The sequence below is a fragment of the Parasphingomonas zepuensis genome (genome assembly GCF_036663735.1).
Classification (GTDB): domain Bacteria; phylum Pseudomonadota; class Alphaproteobacteria; order Sphingomonadales; family Sphingomonadaceae; genus Sphingomonas.
Genome location: NZ_JAXOJO010000003.1, coordinates 647,456 through 672,285 on the forward strand (window position 1 = coordinate 647,456; position 24,830 = coordinate 672,285).

A 24,830-nucleotide genomic window follows, 5' to 3' on the forward strand; every position below is an offset into this window, starting at 1 on the left:
GCGCGACCACGCGACGAACGGGGATCTTGGCGCAGTTGCTATCAGGGAGTTTCAGCACTCAGTGCAGTCGCTGTTTTTTGTGCCGGATGCACGCATCACGCGACGTCCAGTTGAGCTCGCCTGAGGTGCCAACCTAGACCAGGTCGACTAGTGGCCGGCTCCCTGAAGTAGCTTCCGGCACCAAACCGGGAACGGGTCAACCTACCTGCCCTCGCACGTGGTTCGCTCAGCGGAAATCGCCGCCTGGCGAGACCAGCGCCTCATGTGCCGCTCCGGCTGTCGGCGGTGCCTGCTGATCGGACCTGGAACCGCCGTCCTGCTCGAGCATCTCGGCGTATTTCGAACCTGAGCGTCGATGAAGCGCGTGCGCTCGCGGAGAACGCAACACCCAAGGACGTGAGCCACAGCCCGCGTCCCATCAGGATGGTCAGTCCAAGGCGACTGACTCGGGCTGCGGAATGGAGTCCGCGACAGCGGACCTTGCGCCTTTGCAGCACATGATCGCCGCGAAGGTTTCAAGCGGAGCGGCCAGCGCCTCTGATCCAGGAGCAGTAATCGCTCAATCAGCAGCCTTCGGCATATCGGCGTACTGTACCGATTGAGCGAATGTCGCGTCCCGGGCCGTTTACTTATGCGTATGGAATATGTCAGCGAACCAGTCCGAAAGAGTATCCGCCGCCAGAGTACGATTGTCGAGTTGAGAATGTTCGACGCCACCGTCATCCTTGGTAAAGATCTTAAGCTTCTTATTATCCATCTTCGCGTGCTCGAAAACCGCCCTTGCCGCAAGATCGACATTGGCCTGGCGATCATTCTCACCATGAATGATGTGCAGCGGGCGCGTCAGCCGCTCCAGAATTCCCTCAAGACTGCACCCGCGAGATATTCAATATATGCGTTGGGATCGTCGATACCGAAGGACCACATGCCGTAAACCACGAAGTCCGGCAAAGAGGCGGCGGTGGATTCGATGTGATGATACAGCGCGACGCTCGTGTGATAGGGAATCGCACCCCAGAGGGCGCACGCCTTGATCCTGGGATCATAGGCCGCCGCCCGCGGCGCATAATATCCGCCCCGGGTGATTTGTCAGGTCAAGCTCGACTGACGAGTGCCGCTTACGGCGCTCTAAGAAATTCTTGAAACTTTCAATATTTGAAAGTATCTGGTATTTATGAATACGCTTGCCAAACATGTTGCAGAATCAGGCCTTGCTGATCGCATCTTCAACGAAGCTCAGCTTGGTGAGCTCCTGGGCGGCAGCGATGCCCGGCGCTATGCACTTGTTCACAGGGCAGTGAAAGACGGTTCACTGATCCGGCTTAAACGGGCCACCTATATGCTCGGCCAGAGAAGTCGCAGCGAGGGTGTTCACCCCTTTGCCGCAGCCCAAGCTCTCCTGCCAGGGAGCTATGTCTCCTTTGAAACCGCCCTAGCCCATCATGGCTGGATTCCCGAGGCTGTCGTGAGCACGGCGAGTGTTTCGCCGGGCCGCAAGACGATCATCCACGATACGCCGGTCCTCGGTCATTTCACCTTTCAACCGCTCGCGCTACGGGAATACCAATTCCTGACGAGTGTAGATCGCGAAAAGCTCGGCAAACTCACGGCATTTATAGCGCGACCGTTACGAGCGCTGATCGATCTTGTCGCTTTACGGAAGAAGCATTGGTCCGGCATGGACTGGCTTACCAAGGGCATGCGGATCGACGAGGATCGGCTCCAATCGCTCAGACGCAAGGATTTCGCCGCGCTCCGGCCAGTTTACAGGCACAAGGCCGCCAACGATTTCTTGCGCTCACTCGAAGACGCCATTCTGACGACCAGGGGCGCGACCAAAGGACGTTCCTCGGATGATTGAGATTATTCAGGAGAAGCTCCGCCAATATGGAGCAACCAACGCAGTCGAGGAAGAGAATGCGACCAAGGAAATTATCCAGGAGATCGCGCTATACGCGCTTTGGCGCGGCGATTTTTTCGACGTCGCGCTTTTTCAAGGCGGTACCAGCCTGCGCATTCTGCACCGCCTGCCGAGATTTTCCGAAGATCTCGATTTTATGCTCCGGTCACCTAACCCCGAGTTCGACTGGGGGCCCTATCTCAAAATCCTCGTCGAGGTTTTCGCCCAGTTCGGATTGAAGCTTGATGCTCAGCCCAAGGAGAGGATGGACAAGGCGGTTCGGGAGGCGGTGCTCAAGGACGATTCCATCGCCAGCCAACTCGATCTGACCTTTGCGGGCAAGGGGCGTCGCAGGTCGATCAAGATCAAGCTGGAGATCGACACCAATCCGCCGCCGGGGTCCGGCGAAGCGACCACCTTTCTCGATTTCCCCGCCGACTACGAGGTGCGGCATCAGGATCTGCCTTCTAACCTCGCGCTGAAAATCCATGCGCTTCTTTGTCGAGGCTATCTGAAAGGAAGGGATTGGTTCGACTTTTCCTGGTATGTTTCGAACGGAGTGTCTCCCAATCTGCGGCATCTGCAGGCCGCTCTGATCCAAGCAGGCCCATGGGCGGGGCAGGAAGACATCGCAATCGATATGGTATGGCTGGAGGACACGCTTCAAGGCACAATTGCCACTGTCGATTGGAAGGCAGCCGCCGACGACGTCAGACGCTTTCTGCGTCCAGCGGAGGCGAAGTCATTGGAATTATGGAGTGACCGCTTCTTCCTGGCGAAACTTGAGAAGATGGCGCAGACCTGACTTCACTGGGGATCGTAGCCGCCATTAGCCTCGAAACGCTGGCCTTGTGGGCGTATTCGCTCCTGCGCAAAGTGCGCACCACGTCGCGGATTGCGATCTGCGTTTCCGTCAATATCGTCACACTCAGGCTGGCTTTCTGACGCGCGAACCAATTGGGGCGCCGTTTCGGACTTCGCGAGCAGCGCAGCACGCTTGACGGCATATTTGGCCATTGCCCGCTCCTCGACTGGTCAATAGCCGCGAACCATGCCGGGCAAGCTTGGCAGCTCGAGCGATCCCACCCTCGTCTGGACCATCACACACCGCCTCGGGGATGTCGGCGACATTGGGCGGACGGCGGCATCGAGCAAGTCTCCATGGTTCCAGTGTTCAATGCGACGCCCGCGGATAAGGTCCAGAATATAGCCAATTTTATATGCCGACGAGAGGCGAGCCCCCAAATCAGCCGTCAGCAGGTAGCGGACGCCCTTCCGCCGATTTCAGTAGGCCAGAATCGAGGCCACAACGCACGCGTTGGGGCTCGGAAGGCTACGGAGAGACCACCGAAATGGAAAGGCCGACGTACAGGCGGGGCCTTGACGTGCCGTCCTTCCTCGCAAATTCACGCCGTAGCCGCGATCAACGGCACCACCGCACGCGCCGCCATCTCGTCGAGGCCTTCGGTAATCCAGCGCGAATAGTGCCGCTCGATCATTGCGACCGACGTGTCGTGGATCGCCGCGACCAGCCGGATCGGAAGCCCTACGCGTAGGCCCCGCACGATCGACGAATGCCGAAGGGCATAAGGAATGGTCGTCGGCGGCAATCCCGCATTCTCGCAGGCCTGCTGCCACATCCGGGTCATTTCCGAGGCGGTCATCCAGGGGCCACGCCCGCCCCGTTCCCAGACCTGGGTCGCGTTTCGCCGCGCGTCCGTGCGAACCTGCACATGGCGCCAGCGCTCGAGCAGTGGCGCGCCGGCTGCGCGACCCTCGACCGCAGGCGCTAGGACACCGAGCGTGTCGCTGCCGACCTGGACACGAATATAGGCGGCCGCCTGCTTTTTTCCCTTGAACGACTCCGGGACCATCACCCTGCCCTGTTCTACCTGGACGTCGGCAACGCGCATGCGCCGGACCTGCGCGAACCTGGCGCCGGTCGCGGCGAGCAGCACGACCAGCCGCCCGAAGTCTTCGTCCAGGGCGAGAGCGGCCGCGACGATGCGACGGATCTCGTCGTCGGGAAGAACCTGGTTTTCCCGGGCATGCGCCCTGCGGACATCCTGCGGCTCGATCGCCAGCCCGTGCTTGATTACGACCGGCAGGTCACCGGGCAGCGCCCGGCGATGCTCGATCCACGAACGGTTGAGGGCGGCCTTGAGGTCGTTGACGATGCGCTGGATGGTGGCGCGACGTCGCAGGGTTCTTTCCTGCCATGCCTTGAGGTCGGCTTCGGTGAGCCTTGCGAGGGTGAGCCCTGCGAGTCGCCTGTCCCGAGGACGTGCCGCGTCAGGCCTCCCGCTGCCTCGGACTGAACCTCGCGCCCGGCCTGTGAGGCGCGCCTTTTGTTACGGATCGCAATATAGGCCTGGACTGCGTCGGCGACGGTGATGTCGGGGTTGAGTGCCGTCTCGGTGCCGCCTTTTTCCTGGAGTTCGAACCAGTGCATCGCCCGGTCGAGCGCCTGCTTCCAGTTGAGGATGGTCTCGCCATTTGCATCGCCAAAATCGTCGGCGACGCCGAGCGACTGCTTGGAGCCGTTACCATCCGTCCCGGGTGGCCGGTAGCGCGCGATCCAGGTACCGCCACGAGCGCCCTTGTAATAGCCGAGATGCTGGCCTTCGCACACCATGCGCCAATAGGGGTTCTGGCGCACGCGCAGGCGTGTGCGGGCGCTGCGATCCTGCAGCCGAAGGTCGGCGGAAACACGGGCCATGTCATATCCATCGTCAAAACATGGTCCATGGAAATACCCGAATTGATGCGGACACGGAAGCACGGGACCGCATTAACTGATTGATTTTATTGATATCCATAGCCGTCCGCCAGCGTCCAGAAACCGTCACTTTCACGGCTGAAACACGGGTTCGATTCCCGTAGGGGTCACCAAGTCATCTCAATGACTTAGGTCTAAAATTCCGATTTTGATGGCGATTTGGCTGGAATATGGCCGGAATAGCTCCTCGGATCCCGGCGGATTTCCCCGGATAGTGCCGCGGTCGGTATCCAGCTCCCCGCCTGCTCGAATCGCCCGCCACCACATCGCGAAGGCTGCTCACGAGGATGAGCGTGCCGCGACGATCCTTCGCAATCTCGAGGTCGCCGGTCGCGATCAGTTGGTAAATGCGCGGAACCCGCGTTGATCGCATCAAACATCGCGGCCCGACCGAGCTGATGGTCCAACTCCGCTGACAGCATCCGGTCCGAAAGCGCCTTCTTCAACTCGTAAATCAAACCCTCCTTCGCGAAGGACTCCCGGGGATCACGTCCAGTCAACGATGGTCCCAACACGTCCTTCTCGATTCCTATTTACTATGTTTCTTTAGCTTACATCTTAAATTCTCTCGCACATATTTCATGAAAGGCCCAAGTAGAAACTTCGCCTTAATCAGTTCAGCTATAAATGTTGCGCCATGAAGAAGAAGCGCATCCAAATCGCCACCGGTTCATTGGCCTTCGCAACTGCCCTCTCCGCCACGCCGGCACTCGCCGACGGTACAGCGTCGGGCACGCTGATTCAAAACACTGCGACAGCGACGTACTCGTCCGGAAACACGACCGAGACAATTAGGTCGAACACAGTTGTCGTGAAAGTCGACCATTTGCTCAACGTCGCGACCACCGCACTCAGCAACTCGCTTGGCGCAGCAGCGAGCGGCGGGCCAACAATTCTAACCTACCAGGTAACCAATACCGGCAACGGTTCCGACACCTTTAACTTGACCGCCGACCCGAATGTAACCGGCAATGGCTTCAATGGCGCGATCCAGCTGGTCGTCGTCGATACCAATGGCAATGGCGACTATGATGCTGGCGTCGACGCGATCATCACCAACGGCGCCGCCAGCCCTGCCATCGTCGCCGACGGGTCGCTCAGGATTTTCGTTCTCGTCAATCTTCCCGCCAATTTCTCGGATACCCAGACCAGCCAAGTGCGGCTTACCGCCGCGTCGGTGATCGGCACCGGCACGCCGGGCACGGTCTTCGCCGGCAGGGGTAGCGGCGGTGTCGATGCAGTGGTTGGCGCGTCCACCGCTCAGGCCTCTGCGCTTGAATCGCTGATCGCTGCGCTCGCCACCGTGTCGCTCACCAAATCAGTTACGATCGCCGATCCGTTCGGCGGCACCACGCCGGTTCCCGGATCGACCGTGACCTACACGCTGGTCGCGCACACGACCGGCACCGGCACGGCCGACGGCGTCCATGTGACCGACGGCATTCCGGCTGCCACGACCTATCTGCCGGGCTCGCTGACGCTGAACAGCGCGGGGCTGACCGATGCCGCCGATGGCGATGTCGGCATTGCCGGTGCCGCGGGCATCGACGTTTCACTCGGCAATATCGCCGCGGGTTCATCGGACAAGACGATTACTTTCAAAGTCAAGATCAACTGAGGCTATCATCATGAATATGAAGCATTTTATGTTGGGTGCTGGTTTCGTGGCGGCCGCCGCGCTGATGCCGGCGTCGGCGATGGCGCAAGCCACAGCCGCCAGCCCGGTTGCGCTGACGAGCGACGTCAAGCTCGACAGGGTCGTGGTGACCAACGGGGTGAGCAAGCATGTTCTGACCGCGCCGACCAAGGTCGTGCCGGGCGATCATCTGATCTTCTCGACCAAATATCGCAACAACGGTGCGCAATCGATCCAGCATTTCATCGTGACCAATCCGCTGCCTTCGGCGGTGACGCTGGCCAGTGAAGGTTCTGGCAATTTCGACGTCTCGGTAGATGGCGGCAAGGGCTGGGGGAAGCTCTCGACGCTCACTGTCTCCGACGGCAAGGGTGGGCAGCGCGCGGCGCAGGCCACTGACGTCACCCATGTGCGCTGGATCATCCCAGCCATCGCGCCGGGCGCTTCCGGCAGTCTCGAATATCGCGCCATCGTGCGCTGACCAGTTCGCCCAGGTCCGCGGGCGATTGGGGGAGCGGGCCACATTTTTACTCAAGGGGGGGTACGACTGATGAAACACGCCAACCGGCTGCTATGTGCGGCCAGCATCACTGCGCTTTTCGCGCTGGGTGCTACTCCGGCTTATGCGGCCGGCACCGCCGCAGGTGCGACAATCACCAACACCGTTACCGTCAACTTCCAGGTTGGCAATGTCGCGCAGACGGCACAAACCGCATCGAACAGCGTCACGGTCGACCGCAAAGTCAATCTGACGATCGTCAACCTCGGTTCCACCACATCGGTCTCGCCGGGGCAGATTGCCGCGGTGACGACGTTCCAGATCACCAACTCGTCCAACGATACGCTTGATCTCTCGCTGGCGGCGCTCAACCAGTCGGGCGGCGTTGCCGCTCATGGCGGAACCGATGCCATCGATGTCAGCAATTTCAAATATTACATCGATACGAACAATAACGGTGCCTACAATCCTGGCACCGACACCGAGATCACCTGGCTCGACGAAGTCGCGGCCGACACGACGAAGACTGTGTTCGTCGTTTCCGACGTGCCGATCAGCGCGACCAATGGTCAGGTTGCCGGTATCGTCCTGACGTCACGCGCCGAAGCAAGCGGCACCATCGGCACGCAGGGTGCGTTGCTCACCGCCACGGTCGGTGCCAACACCGCCGGTGTCGATACGGTCTTCGCCGACGCAGCCGGCGCGACGGATTCTGCAAATGACGGCGCTTTCTCGATCAAGGGCGACTATACCGTTTCGGCGGCGTTGCTCTCCGTCACCAAGACCAGCGTGCTGATCAGCGATCCGGTCAGCGGCACGACCAATCCGAAGGCAATTCCGGGCGCAGTGATGGAATATTGCATCATCGTGTCCAACGCTACCGGTGGTGCGACCTCGACCAGCCTCAGCATCAGCGATCCGCTACCGACGACGGTGACCTATAACTCGGCTTATGGCATCTTCGTCAACGGCACGGTTACGGGCGGCACCTGCAACAGCGATGGTGCAGCCGGCGGCAGCTACTCGGCAACGCCGACACCGACCGTATCAGGTGGGCTTGCCGACCTCTCGGCCGGCAGCAGTGAAACGCTCCGCTTCCGCGTGACGATCAACTGATGAGCCAGGGCGGCGGCGGATAGCCGCTGCCGCCCTCATCATTGAGAACCCTATGGGTCGCAACCATCCCTTGCGGGCGGTAGCGGTCGCGCTTCTCTGCGCCCTGATGGTGCTCTTTGCTCCAGGGCTGCGTGCGCAGACCGTCACCAACACCGCCAACGCCAACTGGATGCAGTCCGACGTGCCGTTTTCGACGGCGTCGAACAGCGTGTCCTTTGTCGTTCTCAAAAAAAATACGCCACCGATCGGCCATGGACAGAGCGGGACGACGCCAGCCCTCGGCCTGGTCTTCGACAGCGAAGACGGCACGATGGTGAGTGGCGCCAAGGTTTCCATCATCGACGTGGCAACCGGCCAGCCAGCGACGGTGTTCGCCGCCGACGGTGTCACGCCGTGGCCATCGACGGTCTATACCGGGCAGTCCGTTACTGACGGGGCCGGGCTCGTCTATCAGCTCTCGCCGGGCGAATATTGCTTTCCGCTTCTCGCGCCCGGGCAATACCGGATCGTGGTGGAGCCGCCCAATCCCTATCGCGTGCCTTCGGCCGCCGACATTGCCCGGCTCGCGGGGCTAACCCGGCCTGATGGCAGCCCGTTGATGCTAAGCGGCGCGTCCTATGGCTCTGCGTTCACGATCTCGAATCCGCAGCCGATCAAGGTGGATATTCCGGCTGACCGCCCGCCAACCGCGGTCACGATGACCAAGAGCGCCTCGCGCGTCGTCGCCCAGCCGGGCGACGTGGTATTCTACACGGTTACGGTGAACAATCCCGATCGCTTGCACGCCAAACGCGACGTCACCCTCGTCGATACGCCGTCGCCCCTGCTGCGGTTGCGACCCGGTTCAGTGCGGATCGACGGTGTTTCCCGTCCTGGCCAGATCACGATCCCGCCCGATGGCAAGACATTGACCGTCAGGCTCGGCAATATCCCGGTCGGCACCGTCCGAACCGTCACTTATGCCATGACGGTGCGGCCGAACGCTGCCACGGGGCAGGCGCTGAACAAGGCGGTCGCGACCGATTATCGCGGCACCACCACTTATGCCGGCGCCGTGGTCCGGATCGAGCCCGATGGCCTGACCGCGCGCATGACGCTGATCGGGCGCGTCACGGACAATGGCTGCTCGGCCGACGCGAGCCGTGCCGGAATTCCCGGCGTTCGCGTCATGCTCGAGGATGGCAGTTTCGCGGTCACCGATCACGAGGGCCGCTACCATTTCGACGGGCTCGTGCCGGGAGAGCATATCGCTCAGGTGATGGACATGACCTTGCCCGAGGGCGGGCGGTTCGTTGATTGCAGTCAATCGACGCGCAGCGCCGGCAGTGCCATTTCGCGTTTCGTCAGCGGGCGGGGCGGCAGCCTTGCCGTTGCCGACTTCTACGCAGAACTTCCGCAAGAACAGCAAGCTGCCGCCGAGCTGGAGAGCAAACAGATTCCGGAGCTGGGTCCCGATAGGGGTAATCGCGCTCAGCCGGTCGGCGGCGGCGTGTCGGGGGACATGCCGCCGCTTGATCCACATTCGACAGCGTCCGAGGCCTCTGCACCAGCAGACCCCGACGGGCCTGTTTCGGACCGGATTGCCGCGGGCGCCGAGACTGACTGGCTCGCCCTGGGTGACGGCCCGATCGATTTCCTGTTCCCTGTAGTTGATTATAACCCACGGGCACCGGCACTCCGCGTGGTCATCCGCTATCGCCCCGGCCAGAAGGTCGAGCTGGCTACCAACGGCAAGCCGGTCGCGGAGATCGCCTTTGACGGCGACAAGGTCGCGGCCAACCATGCCTGGGCGGTCGGCATCTGGCGCGGCATTCCGCTCGACGGCGACGTCACCCACCTGACGGCAATCGTGCGCAATCCCGACGGGTCGGTCGCAGCGACTCTCGCGCGCGATGTTCACTTCACGCAGACTCCGGCCCAGGTCCAGATCGTGCGGGAGAAGACCGTGCTGGTCGCCGATGGTCGTACCAAGCCGGTCATCGCGCTCCGCGTGCTCGATCGCAACGGCCGGCCGGTCCATGCCGGTATCTCCGGCGATATCTCGCTCAACGCGCCCTATGAGAGCGCCGAGGCGGTCGATGCGATGCAGTCGCGCGCCTTGTCGGGCCTCGGTCGGGCGACACCGCACTGGACGGTGAAGGGCGATGACGGCATCGCCCTGGTCGAGCTCGCGCCGACCATGGTCAGCGGCGCGCTTCAGCTCGATCTGACCTTCATCGATGGTCAGCAGCGGCGTCGCCAGACACTCAACGAATGGGTGGTGCCGGGCAAGCTGAAATGGACCCTGGTCGGGCTCGCCGAGGGCTCGGTCGGTGCGCGGACGATCGCGGATGCCATGGAGCGGACCGGCAATTTCAGCAGCGACATCGGCAAGCGCGGCCGGGTGGCCTTCTACGCCAAGGGGCGCGTGCTTGGGCGGTACATCCTCACCCTCGCCTATGACAGCGCCAAGCAGCGCGACGACCAGCAGTTGCTCGGCGCGATCGATCCCAAGGCCTATTACACCGTCTTCGCTGATGGATCGAACCGCCGTTTCGACGCCGCCAGCCGGGAAAAGCTGTACGTGCGCATCGAAGCGCGGGCGTTCAACGCCCTGTTCGGCGACTTCAGCACCGATTTCAACCAGACCCAATTGGCCCGTTACCAGCGCACGATAACCGGCGTGAAGGCAGAAGGCGGCTTGGGCGGCTTCCACGCCGAGGCCTATGGTGCCCGAGTTTCATCGACTCATCGCCATGACGAGATCCAGGGCGGCGGGATTTCCGGGCCCTATGCCCTGTCGGGGCGCGCGATCGTCGCCAACAGCGAAACGGTGGTGCTTCAGGTCCGCGACCGGTTCAGGTCGGAGATCATCGTCAACAGCACGACGCTGACTCGCTTCATCGACTATGACATCGACATGCTTTCAGGGACGATTTCCTTCAAGCAGCCGATCCTGAGCCGCGACGTGTCGCTCAACCCGCAATTCATCGTCATCGACTATGATGTGGATCCGACCACGGACACCGACGGATCGCTCAACGGCGGTGCGCGCACCGACTGGACGTCCCGCAACGGCGGGCTGCGCATCGGCGCCACCGCGATCACCGACAAGGGCGATGCGGCGCGCACCAACATGGTTGCCATCGACCTGCGGGCGCGGCCCAATGCGACGACCGAGCTTCGTGCCGAAGCCTCTGTCAGCCAGCGGAACGGCAGCAATTCGGTCGCCTGGCTGGCCGAGGCCGAGCATCATGACAAGCGCATCGATCTGCTGGCTTATGCCCATTCGGTCGACGCGAAATTCGGCGTCGGGCAGTTGAATGGCCCCGAAATCGGCCGCCGCAAAATGGGCGTCGATGCCAGGATGAAACTGACCGCGGCCCTCTCGATCAACGCCACCGCCTGGTATGACGAGAGCCTGACCGACCCCACGCACCGCGAGGCACTTCAGGTCAAGGGCGAATACCGAACGAAGGGCACCGACCTCCACCTCGGCATCTCGACGATCCTCGACCACCTCGCCGACGGCACCAATGCGGACTCGACGGTGCTCGATGTCGGTGCGACCAAGCGGCTTTTCGACAACAAGCTGCAGATGGACGCCTCGACCAGTTTCGGCCTCGGCAAGACCGAGTCGATCGATCTGCCCGCCCGCCATCTGCTCTCGGTGCGCTACGCCCTGTCGCCGCGCATCAAGTTGATCGGCAGCTATGAGATCGCGAGCGGCGCGGCGATCGACGCCCGTACCGCCCGGGTCGGCTTCGAGCTGCAGCCCTGGACCGGCGGGCGGATCATCAGCGCGGTCGAGCAGCAAAACATCGCCGAATATGGCCCGCGCAGCTTTGCCGCCTTTGGCCTCACCCAGTCGTTCGAAGTGACCAGGCACCTGACGATCGACGGGACGATCGACGCCAACAAGGTGCTGGGTGGCTTCGATATTTCGAAGGTCGTCAATCCGGCCCAGCCGGTCGTCAGCGGCGGCCTGCTGGGCGGCAATGGCACGCTCACCGAGGATTACACTGCGCTGACGCTCGGCGCGAGCTGGCGCGCTGGCCAATGGACGGCGACGCTGCGCGGCGAATGGCGTGACGGCGAGTTCGCCCGCCGCAAGGGCGCGACCCTTGGCGCGATCCGCCAGCTCGGCGAGGGCAGCATGGTCGGGTCGGGGGTCAGCTGGACTCACGCCAATGGCAGCGACGGCAGCATCACCGAGGTGTTCGACAGCGCGATCGCGGTCGCGAACCGCCCGGCGAATTCGACCTTCGCCTTCCTCACCAAGGTCGGATATCGCAGCGACATGGTGGTCGGGGCGACCGCGGGGATGGCGGGGATCGGCGGCGCGACGGGCACAACCGCGCTCATCGTCACGGGCGATGCCAGGTCGCGCCGCCTGATCGGCAGCTTCTCCGCCAACTGGTCGCCGCGCAGCCGAGACAATGGCGCGTTCGTGCAGCGCTCCGAATTCGGCTTCTTCGCCGCGGGCCGCTACAATTTCGACCGTTATGATGGCTATAACCTCGCCGGCACCACGCTGCTTACCGGGCTCGATGCGCATCTCGCGATCGGCCGGCGCGTCGCAGTCGGTGGCAGCTTCACGCTGCGCGGCAACCTCGCTGATCACACCACCAACTTTGCGATCGGTCCATCGGCGAGTGTCGTGCCCGCCAGGAACATGCTGCTGTCGCTGGGCTACAACGTCACTGGCTTCCGCGACCGTGACTTCACTGCCGACCGCTCAACCAACCGGGGGGTGTTCGCAACGCTGAAGCTCAAGTTCGACACCAGCACCTTCGGGTTCCTGGGGCTCGGCCGGCGGTAGGAAAGGCAGCCAGCGCTTGGGCGGGCGCGCATCGCGCCACGAACGCCCTCGCTCAGGCTCGATCCTCAACCCAGTCGGCGGTCGGTTGGTTACGCAGAGACAGGGCTGGCGCATCGAGGCCGTCGGGCGGCGTGATATGCAAGGTTGCCGCCCTTTCCCCAGCGTCGGTCATTGCCGAACGACGGGTGCCCGAACGGTCAAGCAGGCCACGCAATGGGCGGCAGTTGTTCGCGGAAATTGCGGCGCGTCAGTTAAGCTGGGCCTGGATGCTGAGCGTGAAGCTGGGCGGGGTGCCGCTGGATCCGGCCATCGTGCCCCTGGGGTTGAGGCAGACGAACTTCACCGCAGCGTCATAGGCCGATATCGGCGTATAGGTGCAGCCGGCAAAAGTGGTCGGCGCCGTCGCCGAACTCGAATATCTGATGCCGGTCGCGGCGGTGAAAGTCAGCCCGCTGGTGGGTGAGCCTTGTGTGAAGATTGGAGAGGATGCCGTCCCGACCCGCACTTGGGAGGGCAAGGCGTCGATCAGCCATACCGAGTTGTTGGTTACCGTCGAGGGCCCGGTATTGGCCACGGTGAAGGTGTAGCGGATGATCGCGCCGGGAAGGAATTTGGGGTTGGTGGTGCCGTTCACCGGGTCCGACACCAGGGTCGAGCTCTTCAGGATCGTCAGCAGCGCGTTGGCGGCGCGCTTGGTGTTGGTGATCGTGCAGGTGACGATGTCGCCCACCGCCGGTGTGATCGTGCCGCCAGGGGTGGTCGGCAGTGTCGTCGTCGATCCGCCGTTGGCGTTGGTACAGGCCATGGTCGAGGTATATTGACTGAGAGCGGTTGTCCCCGCGCCATCCTCGTAGAGCATATAGGCGGTGCCGGGCACTAGCTGGGTCTGTGCGGTCGCGCCGTTGGCGATCGTCGCACCGGTGCCGGTGGTGGTGATGGTGGCAATGCTCGTCGCCCCCTGATCTATATTGAGCTCGAACTGGTCGGCCGCAAACTGGCGGCCGCTGGCGGCCAGTGCTTTCCTCAATGTCAGATGCGGAAAAGCCACTTGGGTGAAGGTGCATTGCACCACATCGCCATATTGCAGCGGGCCGAAGCTGTAGGATGAGGTGATGACCCCGCTCGGTAGCGGGGTGGGGGAACCGAAGCTGTTGGTGCAGGTCAGCGAGGAGCGATAATGCGACAGGGCGTTGACACTGCCGCCTGACATCGTTTGCACCAGAGTCACGGGAACCGCGGATGCGGGCGTCAGCGCTGCGGCGGTGAACGGCCCTGTACCGCCGCCGCTGGTCGCGCCGGCCGCGAGCGCCGTTCCGGTCAATGTGGAGTTGATCGAGAAGGTGAATTGGTCGGCCGTGTTCAGCCGGACCCCCGAGATCTGGGTATAGAGCCGGACCGAGGCGTAACGTACTGCAAACATCGCGCCCTCCAGGCCGGCGCCGACCAGCGATATGGTCACGGTGGTCGGCGTGCTGGTGCCGCCGATATAGGCCCCCACCGTGCCGGCAACGCCGGTTGCGGTTAAGGTGTTGGTGCCGACCCCCGACAGAATGGGGTAGATCGAACCACTGGTCGGCCCGGCCTGATCGAGTTGAACCCAGTTGCCGCCATTCGTCTGAAAACTCACCGATTCGCCGCCGTTGGTGGATTCGCCGTCAGCCGCCACGATCATATATTGCGTACCGCCGGTCGCCCCCGGCGGCGGAGTCAGCTTGATGTTCGACATGGTGATGGTCGCCGAGGTACCGTCATTGGTCTGGTACAGGATCGGTTGGCCGGCGATGCCGATAAAGGCAGTGTTGCCGATCGCCGCGCCCGACCAGGAAGGCGCCGCCGTCGTATCAAGTGCAGACGTCGATGCGACCTTCAGATTGAAGGTCATCACTGTGCCATCCTGAAGCGTCAGGCTGAAGTTCTGACCTGAGCCCGAGCGCGCGAGAGTGTCGTTGTAGGAAGAGAAGTCGATCCAGCAATAGGTCTGCCAGCCGGACGGCCCGGTCGTACCCTGCGAGGTTGCAATCGAGCAGCCAGCGGCCACCGCAGCCGGCGCGAAGAACAGCCAACCCAAGATAACGAGCAGCGTGGCTGCAAATTCTTTCAGACGCTTACTTGTCATCGACGAGGATCAGTTCCGCAGTTTGCCTCTTAACGGAAACGGCGTAGGTCGAAAGAGTTGTTCTCCAGTTAATCGGGACGCGGGGGGACGCCTGGACAGTAATTTATCTGCACTTATCAATGCAGGCTTATCCGCCCGATCCGGTCCCATCTTGACAACAATAGCCCGCCGTATTAATCGATGATGATAGCGCTACCATAAAGCGCGCAACCGGCCATCCGGCGTTGAAACGGAGGCCATGAGGAGGGGTTGAATGATGTCCGACATACGCTCGAAGCGCGTGCGCGCGGCGCTGCTCGCCGCAGGTTCGCTCCCGGCGATGATGTTAACGCTCCCGGCTTCCGCGCAATCGACCACGCAGGACCAGCCGACCGGAATTGCGGCTGAAGAACCCGAAGAAATCATCGTCCAGGGCTATCGCGCCAGCCTGAGCAGCGCGACCCAGGCGAAGAAGAATGCGACCGGCTTTTCCGACGCGATCTTCGCCGAGGACATCGGCAAATTCCCTGACACCAATATCGCCGAATCGCTGAACCGGGTTCCAGGCGTGACGATCAGCCGCGACATCACCGGCGAAGGTCTGCAGGTGACGATCCGCGGCCTGGGCACGAACTTCACGCGCGTGCTGCTCAACAATGCGCCGATCGCGGTCGCGTCGACCGGCCGCGACGGCGCGCAGAGCACCAATCGCGAGGTCGATCTGGACGTGTTCCCGACCGAGCTGTTCACCAGCCTGACCGTCAACAAGAGCTCAGTCGCGGCCATGCTGGAAGGCGGCGCGGCGGGCACCGTCAATCTGCGCAGCGCACGGCCCTTCGACAAGGAAGGCACACGCGTAACCTATTCGGGCCAGGCGACGAACATCAGCAATACCGGCAAATGGGGCTATCGCGGATCGGTGCTGGCCAGCACGACGATGGGCGATTTCGGCCTGCTCGTCGGGTTTGCCGGGGTGCGCAACCAGGTCAACGTCAACGGGTACGAGACCATCGGCCTGACCAACCCGAACCTATCGACACCGCAGGGCATCGCCGGCAGTACCAACGGTGTGCCCAACACGCCGACCCTCGCGCAGATCGCAGCGGCGCAGTGCCGCACCGCGCCCTGCAACGGCTCGGGCGGCGGCAACTTCACCATTCCCGGCACGGTGCCGTCGAACGCGGGTATCCCCGGTGTGGCCGCGGGAACCGTGATCAACCAGGACTTCCTGCTGGCGCAGAACCCCGGCGCGAATATCGGCCAGATCGACAATGGCCTGCTGCCGCGGCTCGGCCGTCCGGTCACCGAATCCGGCACCAAGGATCGCATCAGCCTGATCGGCAGCCTCGAATATAAGGGCGATGCGCTGCACGCCTATGTCGACGGCATGTATTCGAAGAAGAAGAACGATCTTCGCCGCATCGACATGAACTGGGTCGGGCGCAACGGCGCGGTCATCCCGGTCAACACACAATATGACCGCAGCGATTGCACGGCCGGCTGCGTCGTGACCAAGGGCACCTATTACAATGCGCAATTCTTCCTCGAATATCGCCCATTCATCGAGGACACCACTTATTGGGGCGTCAATCCCGGGCTGGAATGGAGCGTTGCGGACACGCTGAAGCTGAACTTCAACGGCAATTACACGAAGAGCAAATTCCACCGCGAGGTGCCGACCGTGCTCGTGATCACGCCGGCCAATTCCGGCGTCACGGTCAATTACGACAACACCGGCGGCGGCATTCCGAGCATCACCTCCAATGTCGATCTGAACAAGCCGACCAATTTCGGCTGGCCCGGCGGCCGGGTGAATATTCAGGACGAATATCGCACGACCAAGACCAAGGGCGTCCGCGGCGACCTCACCTGGGGCGACACCCATCTGAATCTCAAGGTAGGCAGCGCCTATGACGACGTGTCACGATCGATCACGGCAACGGACAACAGCCAGGCCTTCCAGAACGCGGTGTGCGGCAATCGGCCGAGCGTGTTCCTGCCGAGCCCTAACACCCAGCCGCCCTGCGAAGGCCTGAACACGCCGACCCCCGGCGCGGGCTATCCGACCTATCCCACGCTCGGCACCGGCTTCTCGACCGGGCTGGGCCCGCTGACCTATGGCGGATCTCTGATTCCCAATTCGGCGGTCGCATCATTCCTCCAGCCAAGCAGTTCACTCGGCTTCATCACGGTCGACTGGGACAAGTTCAAAAAGGCGTCCAACTATGACGCCTTCCACGACGCCTCGCCGCCGGCGACCGGATCCAACACCGGTGCCTCGGGCGGCTATGTCCGCGAGAAGACGCTCGGCATCTATGGCGAGATGAATGGCGACCTGCCGATCGGGGACAACCGCCTCACCTTCAACGCGGGCGTGCGCTGGGTGAAGACCGACCAGCAGATCGGCGGCTATGTATCGATCTCCGATCCGCGCAACGCGCGCGATCCGGACGGGGCGGGGCCGCTGCCCGCGGCATGCCCGGGCACGGGCAATCCCCGCGACGGCTCCTGTTATCCGAACCTGCTCAACTTCGTTTACACGGACGCGAAATACGAGAACTGGCTGCCATCGGTGACGACGGCCTTCCATGTCGGCGACAAGGCCGTGCTGCGCATGGCCATATCGCGCACCATGACCCGGCCGAATCCGTCCTCCATGCTGCCCGGCCTCAATTTCTCGAGCCCGTCTGCCGATGTCGGCAGCGTCGGCAACCCGTCGCTCGAGCCTTTCCTGTCGACCAATATCGATTTCGGCGCCGAATATTATACTGGCCAGGAAGGCTATATCGGCGTCGCGGCATTCCAGAAGGACGTCACCGGTTTCACCGTGAACGGCAACGTCACCGTGCCGTTCAGCGCGCTGTCCGCGTATGGCGTCACCTTCGAGACGCTCTCGCCGACTCAGCAATTGGCGATCAATTCGCGCGGCGGCCCGAACGCCGCGAGCGTCGTGCTGACGCAACAGGTCAACGCCAGCGGCACGCTGACGGTCAAGGGTCTCGAGGGCAATTGGGTGCAGCCGCTCGATTTCCTGCTAGGCCGGTATCTCGGCATCAACGGTTTCGGATTCAGCGCCAACATCACGCTGATCGACCAGAAGGGATCCGGCGCGGCGCCAGCGATCGCGACCGGCATCGCCCCGACGACCTACAACATCACTGCCTATTATGAGCGCGGGGGCATCTCGGCACGGCTGTCGACGACGTTCACCGATGGCTTCGTCGCCTCCGGAACGAACCAGAACGGCATTCCCGCCGCAGCGCTCTACACCGACAAATATCAGCAATGGGATTTCGGCAGCTCGGTGGATCTCGGCGAGATCTTCGGCAACGAGCGCCTCCCGGAGCTGACCTTCGACGTCCAGAACATCTTCAAGGAGCGTCAGCGCAGCTATTTCCAGTTCGCCAACGCGACCTACACGGACTTCAATCCGGGCCGTCAGGTCATGGTGGGCCTGCGCGGGCGCTTCTGATCCGTCGCACCCTATCGAGCTCCCCTGGGGGCCGGCTATTCCCTGGCCGGCCCCATTTTTTGTGGCTGGTCAGGCGCGCGTACGGGTTCCTGCATCGTGACTGACGGCACGCGGCCAGTCAGCCTGCCCCATACAGCGCAAGGCCGAGGAGATTTTCATCTCCTCGGCCCCGACCGATCCGAAAGGGATCAGAACTTCGCGCGGACGCCGATGCGATAGATCCGGCCGAGCGTGTCGTAGAGTGCCGGGTTCACGTCGAGCCCGGTATTGGTCTGCGGGGACGCTGTCGGATCGTGATCGAAGAGATTGTCGACCTTGAAGAAGGTCTCGATTCCTTCGGTCACTTTCAGCGAACCGCCGATATCGATATAGAAGGCGCCCTTCATCTTGTTGTAATCGATCGTGGGATGGTTGGTGGTCGAGGTCGGGCAAGCGGTGCTGCAAACGACATATTGGTTGCCGAACACACCGTCGCTGAACCAGCGCTCCTGGACCGTGAAGCTGAACTGGTCGTTCCGGTAGCTCTGGGTCGCCAGCCATTTCCAGTCAGGCGTGTTGCCGGTGTTGGCGCCGGCCTGGTCCACGACGTCGACATTGGCGATGCCCGCATCGACGAGGAATTCACGAATGTGCGTGCCGAGCGCGCGGATGGTGAAACTGCCCGGCAGGCCGAGCGGCCTCTGCCACTGGTAGCTCGCCTCGATGTCGAAACCGCTGGTTTTCCACGAGGCGAGATTGAATGGCTGGACGTTGATGAAATTGTCGGCCTGATTGACATTGTCCAGCTTGAAGGCGCTGCAGAAGGACTGGATGCCGTCCGCGCAGAATTGCACGATCTGCGCCGCCGACAGAGTCGAGATCACGCCCTTCAGCTTGATGTTGTAATAGTCGAACGACAGGCTCAGCCCGGGCAGCCAGGACGGACGCGACAGAACGATGCCCAGTTCGGTGTTGCGCGCGATTTCCGGCTTCAGATCGGGATTGCCGACCGTGTTCTGGAACGCCTGCACCGGCGGGCCGAACGGATTGGTGAAGCTCGGCTGCGTCGTGACGGTCGGTGCTGCGAACAGCTCCGACAGGTTCGGCGCGCGGACGTCGCGCGACGTCACCGCCCGCAACCGGATACCGTCGAGCGGTGTATTCCAGGTGCCGCCGAGCTTCCACGCCCAGACCGTGCCGGACGTGCTGTAGTGAGTCACTCGACCGGCACCGTTCAGGTTTGCGCGACCGATCGATTCATTGTCGAACAACGGCAGATCGAGTTCGAGGAAGCCTTCATACACCTCATATTTGCCGCGCCCGTTCTTGTAGTTACCGGCCGCCCAATTGCTCCCCTGGCCTGCATTGAGCAACGGGTCAGCAGGGTAAGCAGCGCTGTTCGGGCTGATGGCGGAAACGCCGGCACCGTACGGATCGGCATTCACGCGGTAGAATTCTCGGCGATACTCACCACCAAAGGCTACCGACAACGGACCGGCCCACAGGTCGACCGGTTGTCCGGAGAAGTTGAGGCTGGCGACATCCTGCGTGAGCTTGGTGTGCTGGAAAGGCCCGTTGGCGGGCGTGATATAGGCAAGCGCTGCCGACGATGGGACGCCACCGAAGATGTTGATCGGCTGGCATCCCGCGGCCCGCGCTGCGGCATCGGCGCAGACGATGGCGCCGTTCAGCGTGATCGCATTAGCCGCGGCCAGATAACGGTTCTGGATGACGATATCATGGACCTCGATGTCCGAGATCGTGGTGCCGTGTTCGTAATAAGCGTCATACTTCCAGTCGGACCCACCCACATCGAACTCACCCTTGAGACCGCCGACGAAGCGGTATTGGCGGCGATCGGTAGAGACCTTGGGATCCGGGAAATAGCCGTTGCTTGAGCCGAAGTTGAACTTCGTGATGCCGGCAGTGACGCACCGATCCTTCACCAGCTGCGGCAGGAACGCGTTCGAACACTGGACGTCGGCCAGGTTCTGCCGATTGTAACCCGGGCTTGGCTGATTGCTGGTCGTCACCTTGGCAACGTTGACGGTCAGGTAGATTTCGTTGTTTTCGGCGAAGTCGTAGCCGATCCGGCCAAAGCCGTTGATGCGCTCGAGCGCCGACTTCAGCGATGCGCCCGAACCCGGCGCGCCCGTCAGATCGCCGCCGACGCAGAAGCCGTTGCCGGCGAAGCAGCCCGTGACAGTGCCGGTGCCCGTGGGCGTACCACCCGACCCGTAATTGAAATTATAGGGTGCGCCGTTCTGGTCGAACGCGATGCCCTGGAGCGGGCCGTTGTTGATCAGGCCATAGCGGGCATATTGATAAGGCTGCGCATAGTCGCGGTAGTTGAACCGCGGCCGGCCATTACTGGACTGCCCGGTATCCATCAGCGTGGTGGCGCGATACCAGTCGCGGCCGCCAGCCAGGTCGGTGCCGAAATCGCCCGGGCCGACGCCGTCTTCATGATCGAACTCGCCGCTGACGATCACGTGCAGGCGGTTGTCGAGGAAGGCCCCGCCCCAGGCGCCCTGGACGAGCACCTGCTCGTCATCGCCATAGTTGGTGATGCCGCCCTGGACGTTGCCCTTGAAGCCGGTGAACCGCGTGTCGGTGATGAAATTGACCACGCCGCCGACCGCGTCCGAACCATAGGATGCCGAGGCACCGCCGTTCACCACGTCGACCCGCTTCACCAGCAGCTGCGGGAACATGCTGATATCAGGAACACCCGTCACGTTGGCGCCGACGACCCGCTGGCCGTCGAGCAAGGTCAGCGTGCGGATCGGCCCAAGGCCGCGCAGCGAGAAGGAACTGAGCCCCTGCTGGCCACTCGAGGTGCTGAACGTGCCGGTCGCGGCGCCAGTCGAGCCCTGCAGCGACGGCAGCTGGGCGATGGTGTTGAAGATGTTGGGCTGCGCGTTGTTCGCGATTTGCTCTTCGCCGATCATCGTCGTCGGAGTCGGCGCGTTGAAGCCGCTCGACATGATGCGCGAGCCGGTGACGATGATGTCACGCTCCGGCGTTTCGGCGGGCGGGGTGGACTGGAGCGGGGCTGGCGCGACCGTGTCCCGCGCAGCAGGCGCGGTCTGCGCCGAAGCCGGAGCAAACGCCAGCGCGGCGGCGAGTGCCGCCAGGCTGGTAGCGCTACCACGAATCAGCGTCAAAGTGCGACGATCAAACGAAACATTCCCCATCATCCATCCCCTATTTGTTGTCATGGGCGCGTGCATTCAGCCAAAGCACTTCGCCGGTACGCGCCCCTGCTTACCGGATCAGGCCGCCTCCATCATCTACGACCATGGTCGCAGACGCGATCGTGCCGATGCTGCGCTCACGGCAGCGCCGAATAGAGCGCGTGATGAGTGAGGATGAACAGCGTGCGCCCGTCGGCGCCGCCGAACAGCAACTGCAGCGGCCGCTCGGGTACGTCGATCCGGCCCACTTCCCTGCCGTCCGCCGCATAGACGAACACCTGGCCGTTCGCGACATAGACGCGCCCATCCGGACCCGCCGCCACGCTCTCTCCGCCGCGCGCCGCGAAGGGCTTCAGGTCAGTCACCGCGCCGCCGGCGCCGAGCAGGCCGGAATAGGTCCGGTTTTCGGAGCCGTTGGCAATATAGATTCGCTCGCCGACCCTGCCGGTGACCCAGCCATAAGTATCGAGCGTATCGGAGAAGCGCCAGCCAAGGTGGTTGGCAGGCCCCTGCTGCCAGACGCGGAAGGCGGGCAGGACCAGGCTGCCGTCGGGCGACACATAATCGCGCTGCTTTGGCACGGCCATGTCGCGCGCGAACATCTCGGCGAGCGTGGTGAAGTGATCGGTGGCCGGATCATATTGGTCGCGGAATTCGCCATTGTTCCAATAGCTGCCGGGCAGCGCAATGCGCGCGCCCGAGCGGTCGGTAGCGGGAGTCGGCGCGATCACCCGGACGGCGTCGGGCGCGCCAGGCTTGACGCTGTAGACGGTCGCCTGCGGCCCGTCCGAGGACAGTACCAGCAGATTGCCAGACCGATCGACCGCGAGGTTGATCGGATCGAGCGGCGCATCGGCGACGATCGACAGCCCCTCCTGTTCCGACCAGCCATGGATGCGGTGATATTGCCGGTCGACGAAGTAGAGCTTGCCGGCCGAGTCCACCGCGCCGCCGCCGAGCGCATAAAAGTCTCCGGCAAGCCGCTTCACGGGTGTCAGCGCGGGAGCCGCGGCGGGAACCGCAGCGTCGGTCACGTCGAGCACCGCGAACTCGCGCTCGCGCACCTCTGCACCGCGCGTCAAATCCTGGATCGCGTTCGAATAAGGGTATTTGCTCGCGCGCAGATAGGTGCCGCAGCCATTGGCGTCGCAGGTCGAGAAACCGCTCTCAGCGTTCACATGGACATTGCGGAACCGGATGTTGGTCGAGCCATAGAGCCTGACCGCCGCCGGTGCCGGCTGGAGCGAGCGGGTGACGCGGTAGCCGTGGAAATTGGCGAACAGGATGTCGCGCGAATTGCGTACTTCCAGCGCCACGGTGCTGCGGCCCTCGCCTGCCTCCTCCTCGGTCTGCGGCGCGAGGAATTCCCAGTTGCGCACGCGATCGAGCACGATCTCGGCGCGTACATGATGCTCGGCCGACATCTCGTAGACATAACCAGGCGTTGCCGTATCCGACACGTACAGCCCGGCCTGGGCGTAGGTATTGGGCGTCCACAGACCGTTGAAGGTGCCGCCGCCGCCATCGGTGACCCACAGGCTGGCATATTGCCCGTCCCAGCGCTTCTTCGGATCGGCATCGGCCGTGTGGTTGGCATTGTACGGATCGAAGCGGCTGCCATCGGCGAGATTGGTGCCGTGGCCGCCCTGGAACTTCACGTCGTCGACCAGCGAGCGTTCGCCCGCACGCCACAACAGCGCCGTCGCACGCGGGTTGATGCCGCCGGTGGCGAGACCAAGGCCGGAGACGATCGCGTCGCCGCCCCTGGCGCTCTCCACCAGCGCCCTGGCCGGGCCCACGCCGCGATAGGCGGGTGTATCGTCCGCCAGCACGATCTGAGTCAGGCTGGGATGCAGGCCGATCAGCACACTGTCCGGACGCAGCTTCAGCGTGTCGGTGACGCGGTAGAAGCCGGTTGGGAAATAGAGCACGCGGTGCGAGTCGATCGCGCGCTGGAGAGCCGCAGTGTCGTCGGTCGCATTGTCACCCTTCACACCGAGATCGCGGACGTTGGTCCAGGCCGCGGTCCCGGGAAAGGCGCGGATCGCCGGATCGCGGCGGCGCGGCAGGGACGACAAAGGCGCCGCGTCGATGCGCGTCGCATAGGTGCCGGGCTGGCCCAGCCCCGGCAGGGTCAGCCCGTACGTGAACTCCTTGACCCGGTAGCGCGCCGCCGGCCCCGCCACGGTCCTGCCGCTGTCGCGGAAGCGCGCGAAGACCGGGGTGCCACTGGCCAGAGCGTTGTCGAAACCGATCTGGGTGTAGCTGTTGCCTTCATTGCTGATGATCACGCCGGCCCGCGAGACATTCTCGAAGCGGACATCCTTGCCCCACAGCCAGTCGCCATAGCCGCGATCGATCTCGATCCCGACAGGCACGTTGCGGAACACGGTATTGACCAGCGTCAGCCCGGCCTCATGCTCGCGGATCGCAGCGTCGCGCTGGCCCTCGAACACCGAATCGAGCAGCGTATATTGCCAGGCCGGCGAGGTCTTCTCGGCGAGGATGCCGTAGCGCCCGCCATAGAAACGCAGGTCCATGCCGAGATTGCCGACCTGATAGATACCCGCCAGCGCCGAACCGAGATGAAAATCGATGTGGCTGAGATAGGTGTGCTGCGCCGTGTGGAAGCGCACGCCCGTCGCCGCCGGATTGCCCGCGCCGATCTCGAAATCCACATTGGCCATGGCCGAATAGAAGGTGCCCGAATTGGCATCGGCAATGTCCGGATCGAAGGGCACGCTGGTCGGCGGCGGCACCGGCACCTTGCCGCGCAGCGGCACGCCACCGGGCCCCGGGGCACGGCCGCCGGGCTGGTTGCCGGTGAAGAAAACCATGCTGCCCACACCGTTCTGGAAGCCGGGCGTGTTCGGGGCGAGCAGGAGCACCGGGCGCGTCCTGCCCACGCCGAACAGGCGCACGCCGGGCCACATATACAGGGTGCGGGTGAGCCGATGCCGGCCCGAGGGCAGGAACACGATGCCGCCGCCGGGCTTTGCCGCCGCCGCATCGATCGCCGCCTGGATCGCCGCGCTATCGTCGGCCAGGCCGTCGCCGCGCGCCTTGACGGTGACCGCGCCCGGATCCGTCGGCGCCACCAAGAACGCCGAGACCGAGCGGACGGGCTGAGCGTCGGCGGCTGGGCCGATCTGCATCGCTGCGGCAATCAGGCATAGCGCGATCGCGCGTGCTGCGTTGGCCATCATGCCTCTCCACCCTTCTCTGAACCCATTTTCAGCTACCAGCCCGATAAGCGTGTGCCGGCCTAGCCGCGACCGCGACAAAGGTCGCAATGGTCAAAGCCGGCGACGCGCCCAATAGCATCGCATCCGGACGCGTGGCTCGAATTCGCGCCG

The 24,830-nt window shown here is 63.2% G+C and carries 14 protein-coding genes; 8 read left to right on the plus strand and 6 right to left on the minus strand.

Annotation, left to right across the window (positions count from 1 at the left end; all coding sequences use genetic code 11):
- Positions 1–703: 703 nt before the first annotated feature.
- The 3 genes from U1769_RS14360 to U1769_RS14370 all read left to right on the plus strand — a co-directional run bounded on the left by U1769_RS14360 (position 704) and on the right by U1769_RS14370 (position 2,705).
- Entirely contained in the window at positions 704–934 is a 231-nt protein-coding gene (locus U1769_RS14360) for a hypothetical protein (RefSeq protein WP_332717195.1), read from the plus strand.
- A gap of 240 nt (positions 935–1,174) precedes the next feature.
- The gene (locus tag U1769_RS14365; RefSeq protein WP_332717198.1) at positions 1,175–1,861 is read left to right on the plus strand and encodes a type IV toxin-antitoxin system AbiEi family antitoxin domain-containing protein; all 687 of its coding nucleotides are present in this window, start codon (positions 1,175–1,177) and stop codon (positions 1,859–1,861) included.
- Positions 1,854–2,705 carry a nucleotidyl transferase AbiEii/AbiGii toxin family protein gene (locus U1769_RS14370; protein ID WP_332717201.1) on the plus strand — a complete coding sequence of 284 codons (852 nt, stop codon included), beginning with the start codon at positions 1,854–1,856 and terminating at the stop codon, positions 2,703–2,705. The genes U1769_RS14365 and U1769_RS14370 overlap by 8 nt, the downstream gene beginning before the upstream one ends.
- A 2-nt stretch (positions 2,706–2,707) precedes the next feature.
- Here the strand turns inward: U1769_RS14370 and U1769_RS14375 are convergent, their stop codons facing one another.
- The 3 genes from U1769_RS14375 to U1769_RS14385 all read right to left on the minus strand — a co-directional run bounded on the left by U1769_RS14375 (position 2,708) and on the right by U1769_RS14385 (position 4,619).
- Positions 2,708–2,917, minus strand: a complete 210-nt coding sequence (locus tag U1769_RS14375) for a hypothetical protein (RefSeq protein ID WP_332717204.1) — start codon at positions 2,915–2,917, stop codon at positions 2,708–2,710.
- Positions 2,918–3,306: 389 nt separating this feature from the next.
- Positions 3,307–4,104: a tyrosine-type recombinase/integrase gene (locus U1769_RS14380; RefSeq protein WP_332717600.1), complete on the minus strand. Its 798-nt coding sequence runs from the start codon at positions 4,102–4,104 to the stop codon at positions 3,307–3,309.
- Positions 3,996–4,619: a hypothetical protein gene (locus U1769_RS14385; RefSeq protein WP_332717207.1), complete on the minus strand. Its 624-nt coding sequence runs from the start codon at positions 4,617–4,619 to the stop codon at positions 3,996–3,998. Before U1769_RS14385 ends, U1769_RS14380 begins: the two co-directional genes overlap by 109 nt.
- An 871-nt stretch (positions 4,620–5,490) precedes the next feature.
- Here U1769_RS14385 and U1769_RS14395 point away from each other — a divergent pair.
- From U1769_RS14395 to U1769_RS14410, 4 genes are all read left to right on the plus strand, one after another.
- Positions 5,491–6,297, plus strand: a complete 807-nt coding sequence (locus U1769_RS14395) for a hypothetical protein (protein ID WP_332717212.1) — start codon at positions 5,491–5,493, stop codon at positions 6,295–6,297.
- A 16-nt stretch (positions 6,298–6,313) separates the two neighbouring features.
- Positions 6,314–6,796 carry a hypothetical protein gene (locus U1769_RS14400; protein ID WP_332717214.1) on the plus strand — a complete coding sequence of 161 codons (483 nt, stop codon included), beginning with the start codon at positions 6,314–6,316 and terminating at the stop codon, positions 6,794–6,796.
- A 69-nt stretch (positions 6,797–6,865) separates the two neighbouring features.
- Positions 6,866–7,930: a hypothetical protein gene (locus tag U1769_RS14405; protein ID WP_332717217.1), complete on the plus strand. Its 1,065-nt coding sequence runs from the start codon at positions 6,866–6,868 to the stop codon at positions 7,928–7,930.
- A gap of 52 nt (positions 7,931–7,982) precedes the next feature.
- A complete protein-coding gene (locus U1769_RS14410; RefSeq protein WP_332717219.1) occupies positions 7,983–12,731 on the plus strand; it encodes a hypothetical protein in 4,749 nt (1,582 codons plus the stop codon).
- 247 nt (positions 12,732–12,978) lie between these two features.
- Here U1769_RS14410 and U1769_RS14415 read toward each other — a convergent pair whose 3' ends face one another.
- A complete protein-coding gene (locus U1769_RS14415) occupies positions 12,979–14,847 on the minus strand; it encodes a hypothetical protein (protein WP_332717222.1) in 1,869 nt (622 codons plus the stop codon).
- Between the two features lie 253 nt (positions 14,848–15,100).
- On the opposite strand from U1769_RS14415, the gene U1769_RS14420 reads away from it, so the two are divergent.
- Positions 15,101–18,298, plus strand: a complete 3,198-nt coding sequence (locus U1769_RS14420; RefSeq protein ID WP_332717224.1) for a TonB-dependent receptor — start codon at positions 15,101–15,103, stop codon at positions 18,296–18,298.
- 188 nt (positions 18,299–18,486) lie between these two features.
- Here U1769_RS14420 and U1769_RS14425 read toward each other — a convergent pair whose 3' ends face one another.
- A complete protein-coding gene (locus U1769_RS14425; protein ID WP_443030352.1) occupies positions 18,487–21,474 on the minus strand; it encodes a TonB-dependent receptor plug domain-containing protein in 2,988 nt (995 codons plus the stop codon).
- Positions 21,475–21,611: 137 nt separating this feature from the next.
- On the minus strand, positions 21,612–24,677 hold the full coding sequence (locus U1769_RS14430; RefSeq protein WP_443030353.1) for a glycosyl hydrolase family 28-related protein: 3,066 nt from the start codon (positions 24,675–24,677) through the stop codon (positions 21,612–21,614).
- Positions 24,678–24,830 lie beyond the last annotated feature (153 nt).

Coding starts and splice junctions, on each gene's coding strand:
- U1769_RS14370 (WP_332717201.1), top strand. CDS start 1,854: ATGATTGAGATTATTCAGGAGAAGCTCCGCCAATATGGAGCAACCAAC.
- U1769_RS14360 (WP_332717195.1), top strand. CDS start 704: ATGTTCGACGCCACCGTCATCCTTGGTAAAGATCTTAAGCTTCTTATT.
- U1769_RS14430 (WP_443030353.1), bottom strand. CDS start 24,677: ATGGCCAACGCAGCACGCGCGATCGCGCTATGCCTGATTGCCGCAGCG.
- U1769_RS14415 (WP_332717222.1), bottom strand. CDS start 14,847: ATGACAAGTAAGCGTCTGAAAGAATTTGCAGCCACGCTGCTCGTTATC.
- U1769_RS14375 (WP_332717204.1), bottom strand. CDS start 2,917: ATGGCCAAATATGCCGTCAAGCGTGCTGCGCTGCTCGCGAAGTCCGAA.
- U1769_RS14405 (WP_332717217.1), top strand. CDS start 6,866: ATGAAACACGCCAACCGGCTGCTATGTGCGGCCAGCATCACTGCGCTT.
- U1769_RS14400 (WP_332717214.1), top strand. CDS start 6,314: ATGAAGCATTTTATGTTGGGTGCTGGTTTCGTGGCGGCCGCCGCGCTG.
- U1769_RS14410 (WP_332717219.1), top strand. CDS start 7,983: ATGGGTCGCAACCATCCCTTGCGGGCGGTAGCGGTCGCGCTTCTCTGC.
- U1769_RS14420 (WP_332717224.1), top strand. CDS start 15,101: ATGATGTCCGACATACGCTCGAAGCGCGTGCGCGCGGCGCTGCTCGCC.
- U1769_RS14425 (WP_443030352.1), bottom strand. CDS start 21,474: ATGGGGAATGTTTCGTTTGATCGTCGCACTTTGACGCTGATTCGTGGT.
- U1769_RS14365 (WP_332717198.1), top strand. CDS start 1,175: ATGAATACGCTTGCCAAACATGTTGCAGAATCAGGCCTTGCTGATCGC.
- U1769_RS14385 (WP_332717207.1), bottom strand. CDS start 4,619: ATGGCCCGTGTTTCCGCCGACCTTCGGCTGCAGGATCGCAGCGCCCGC.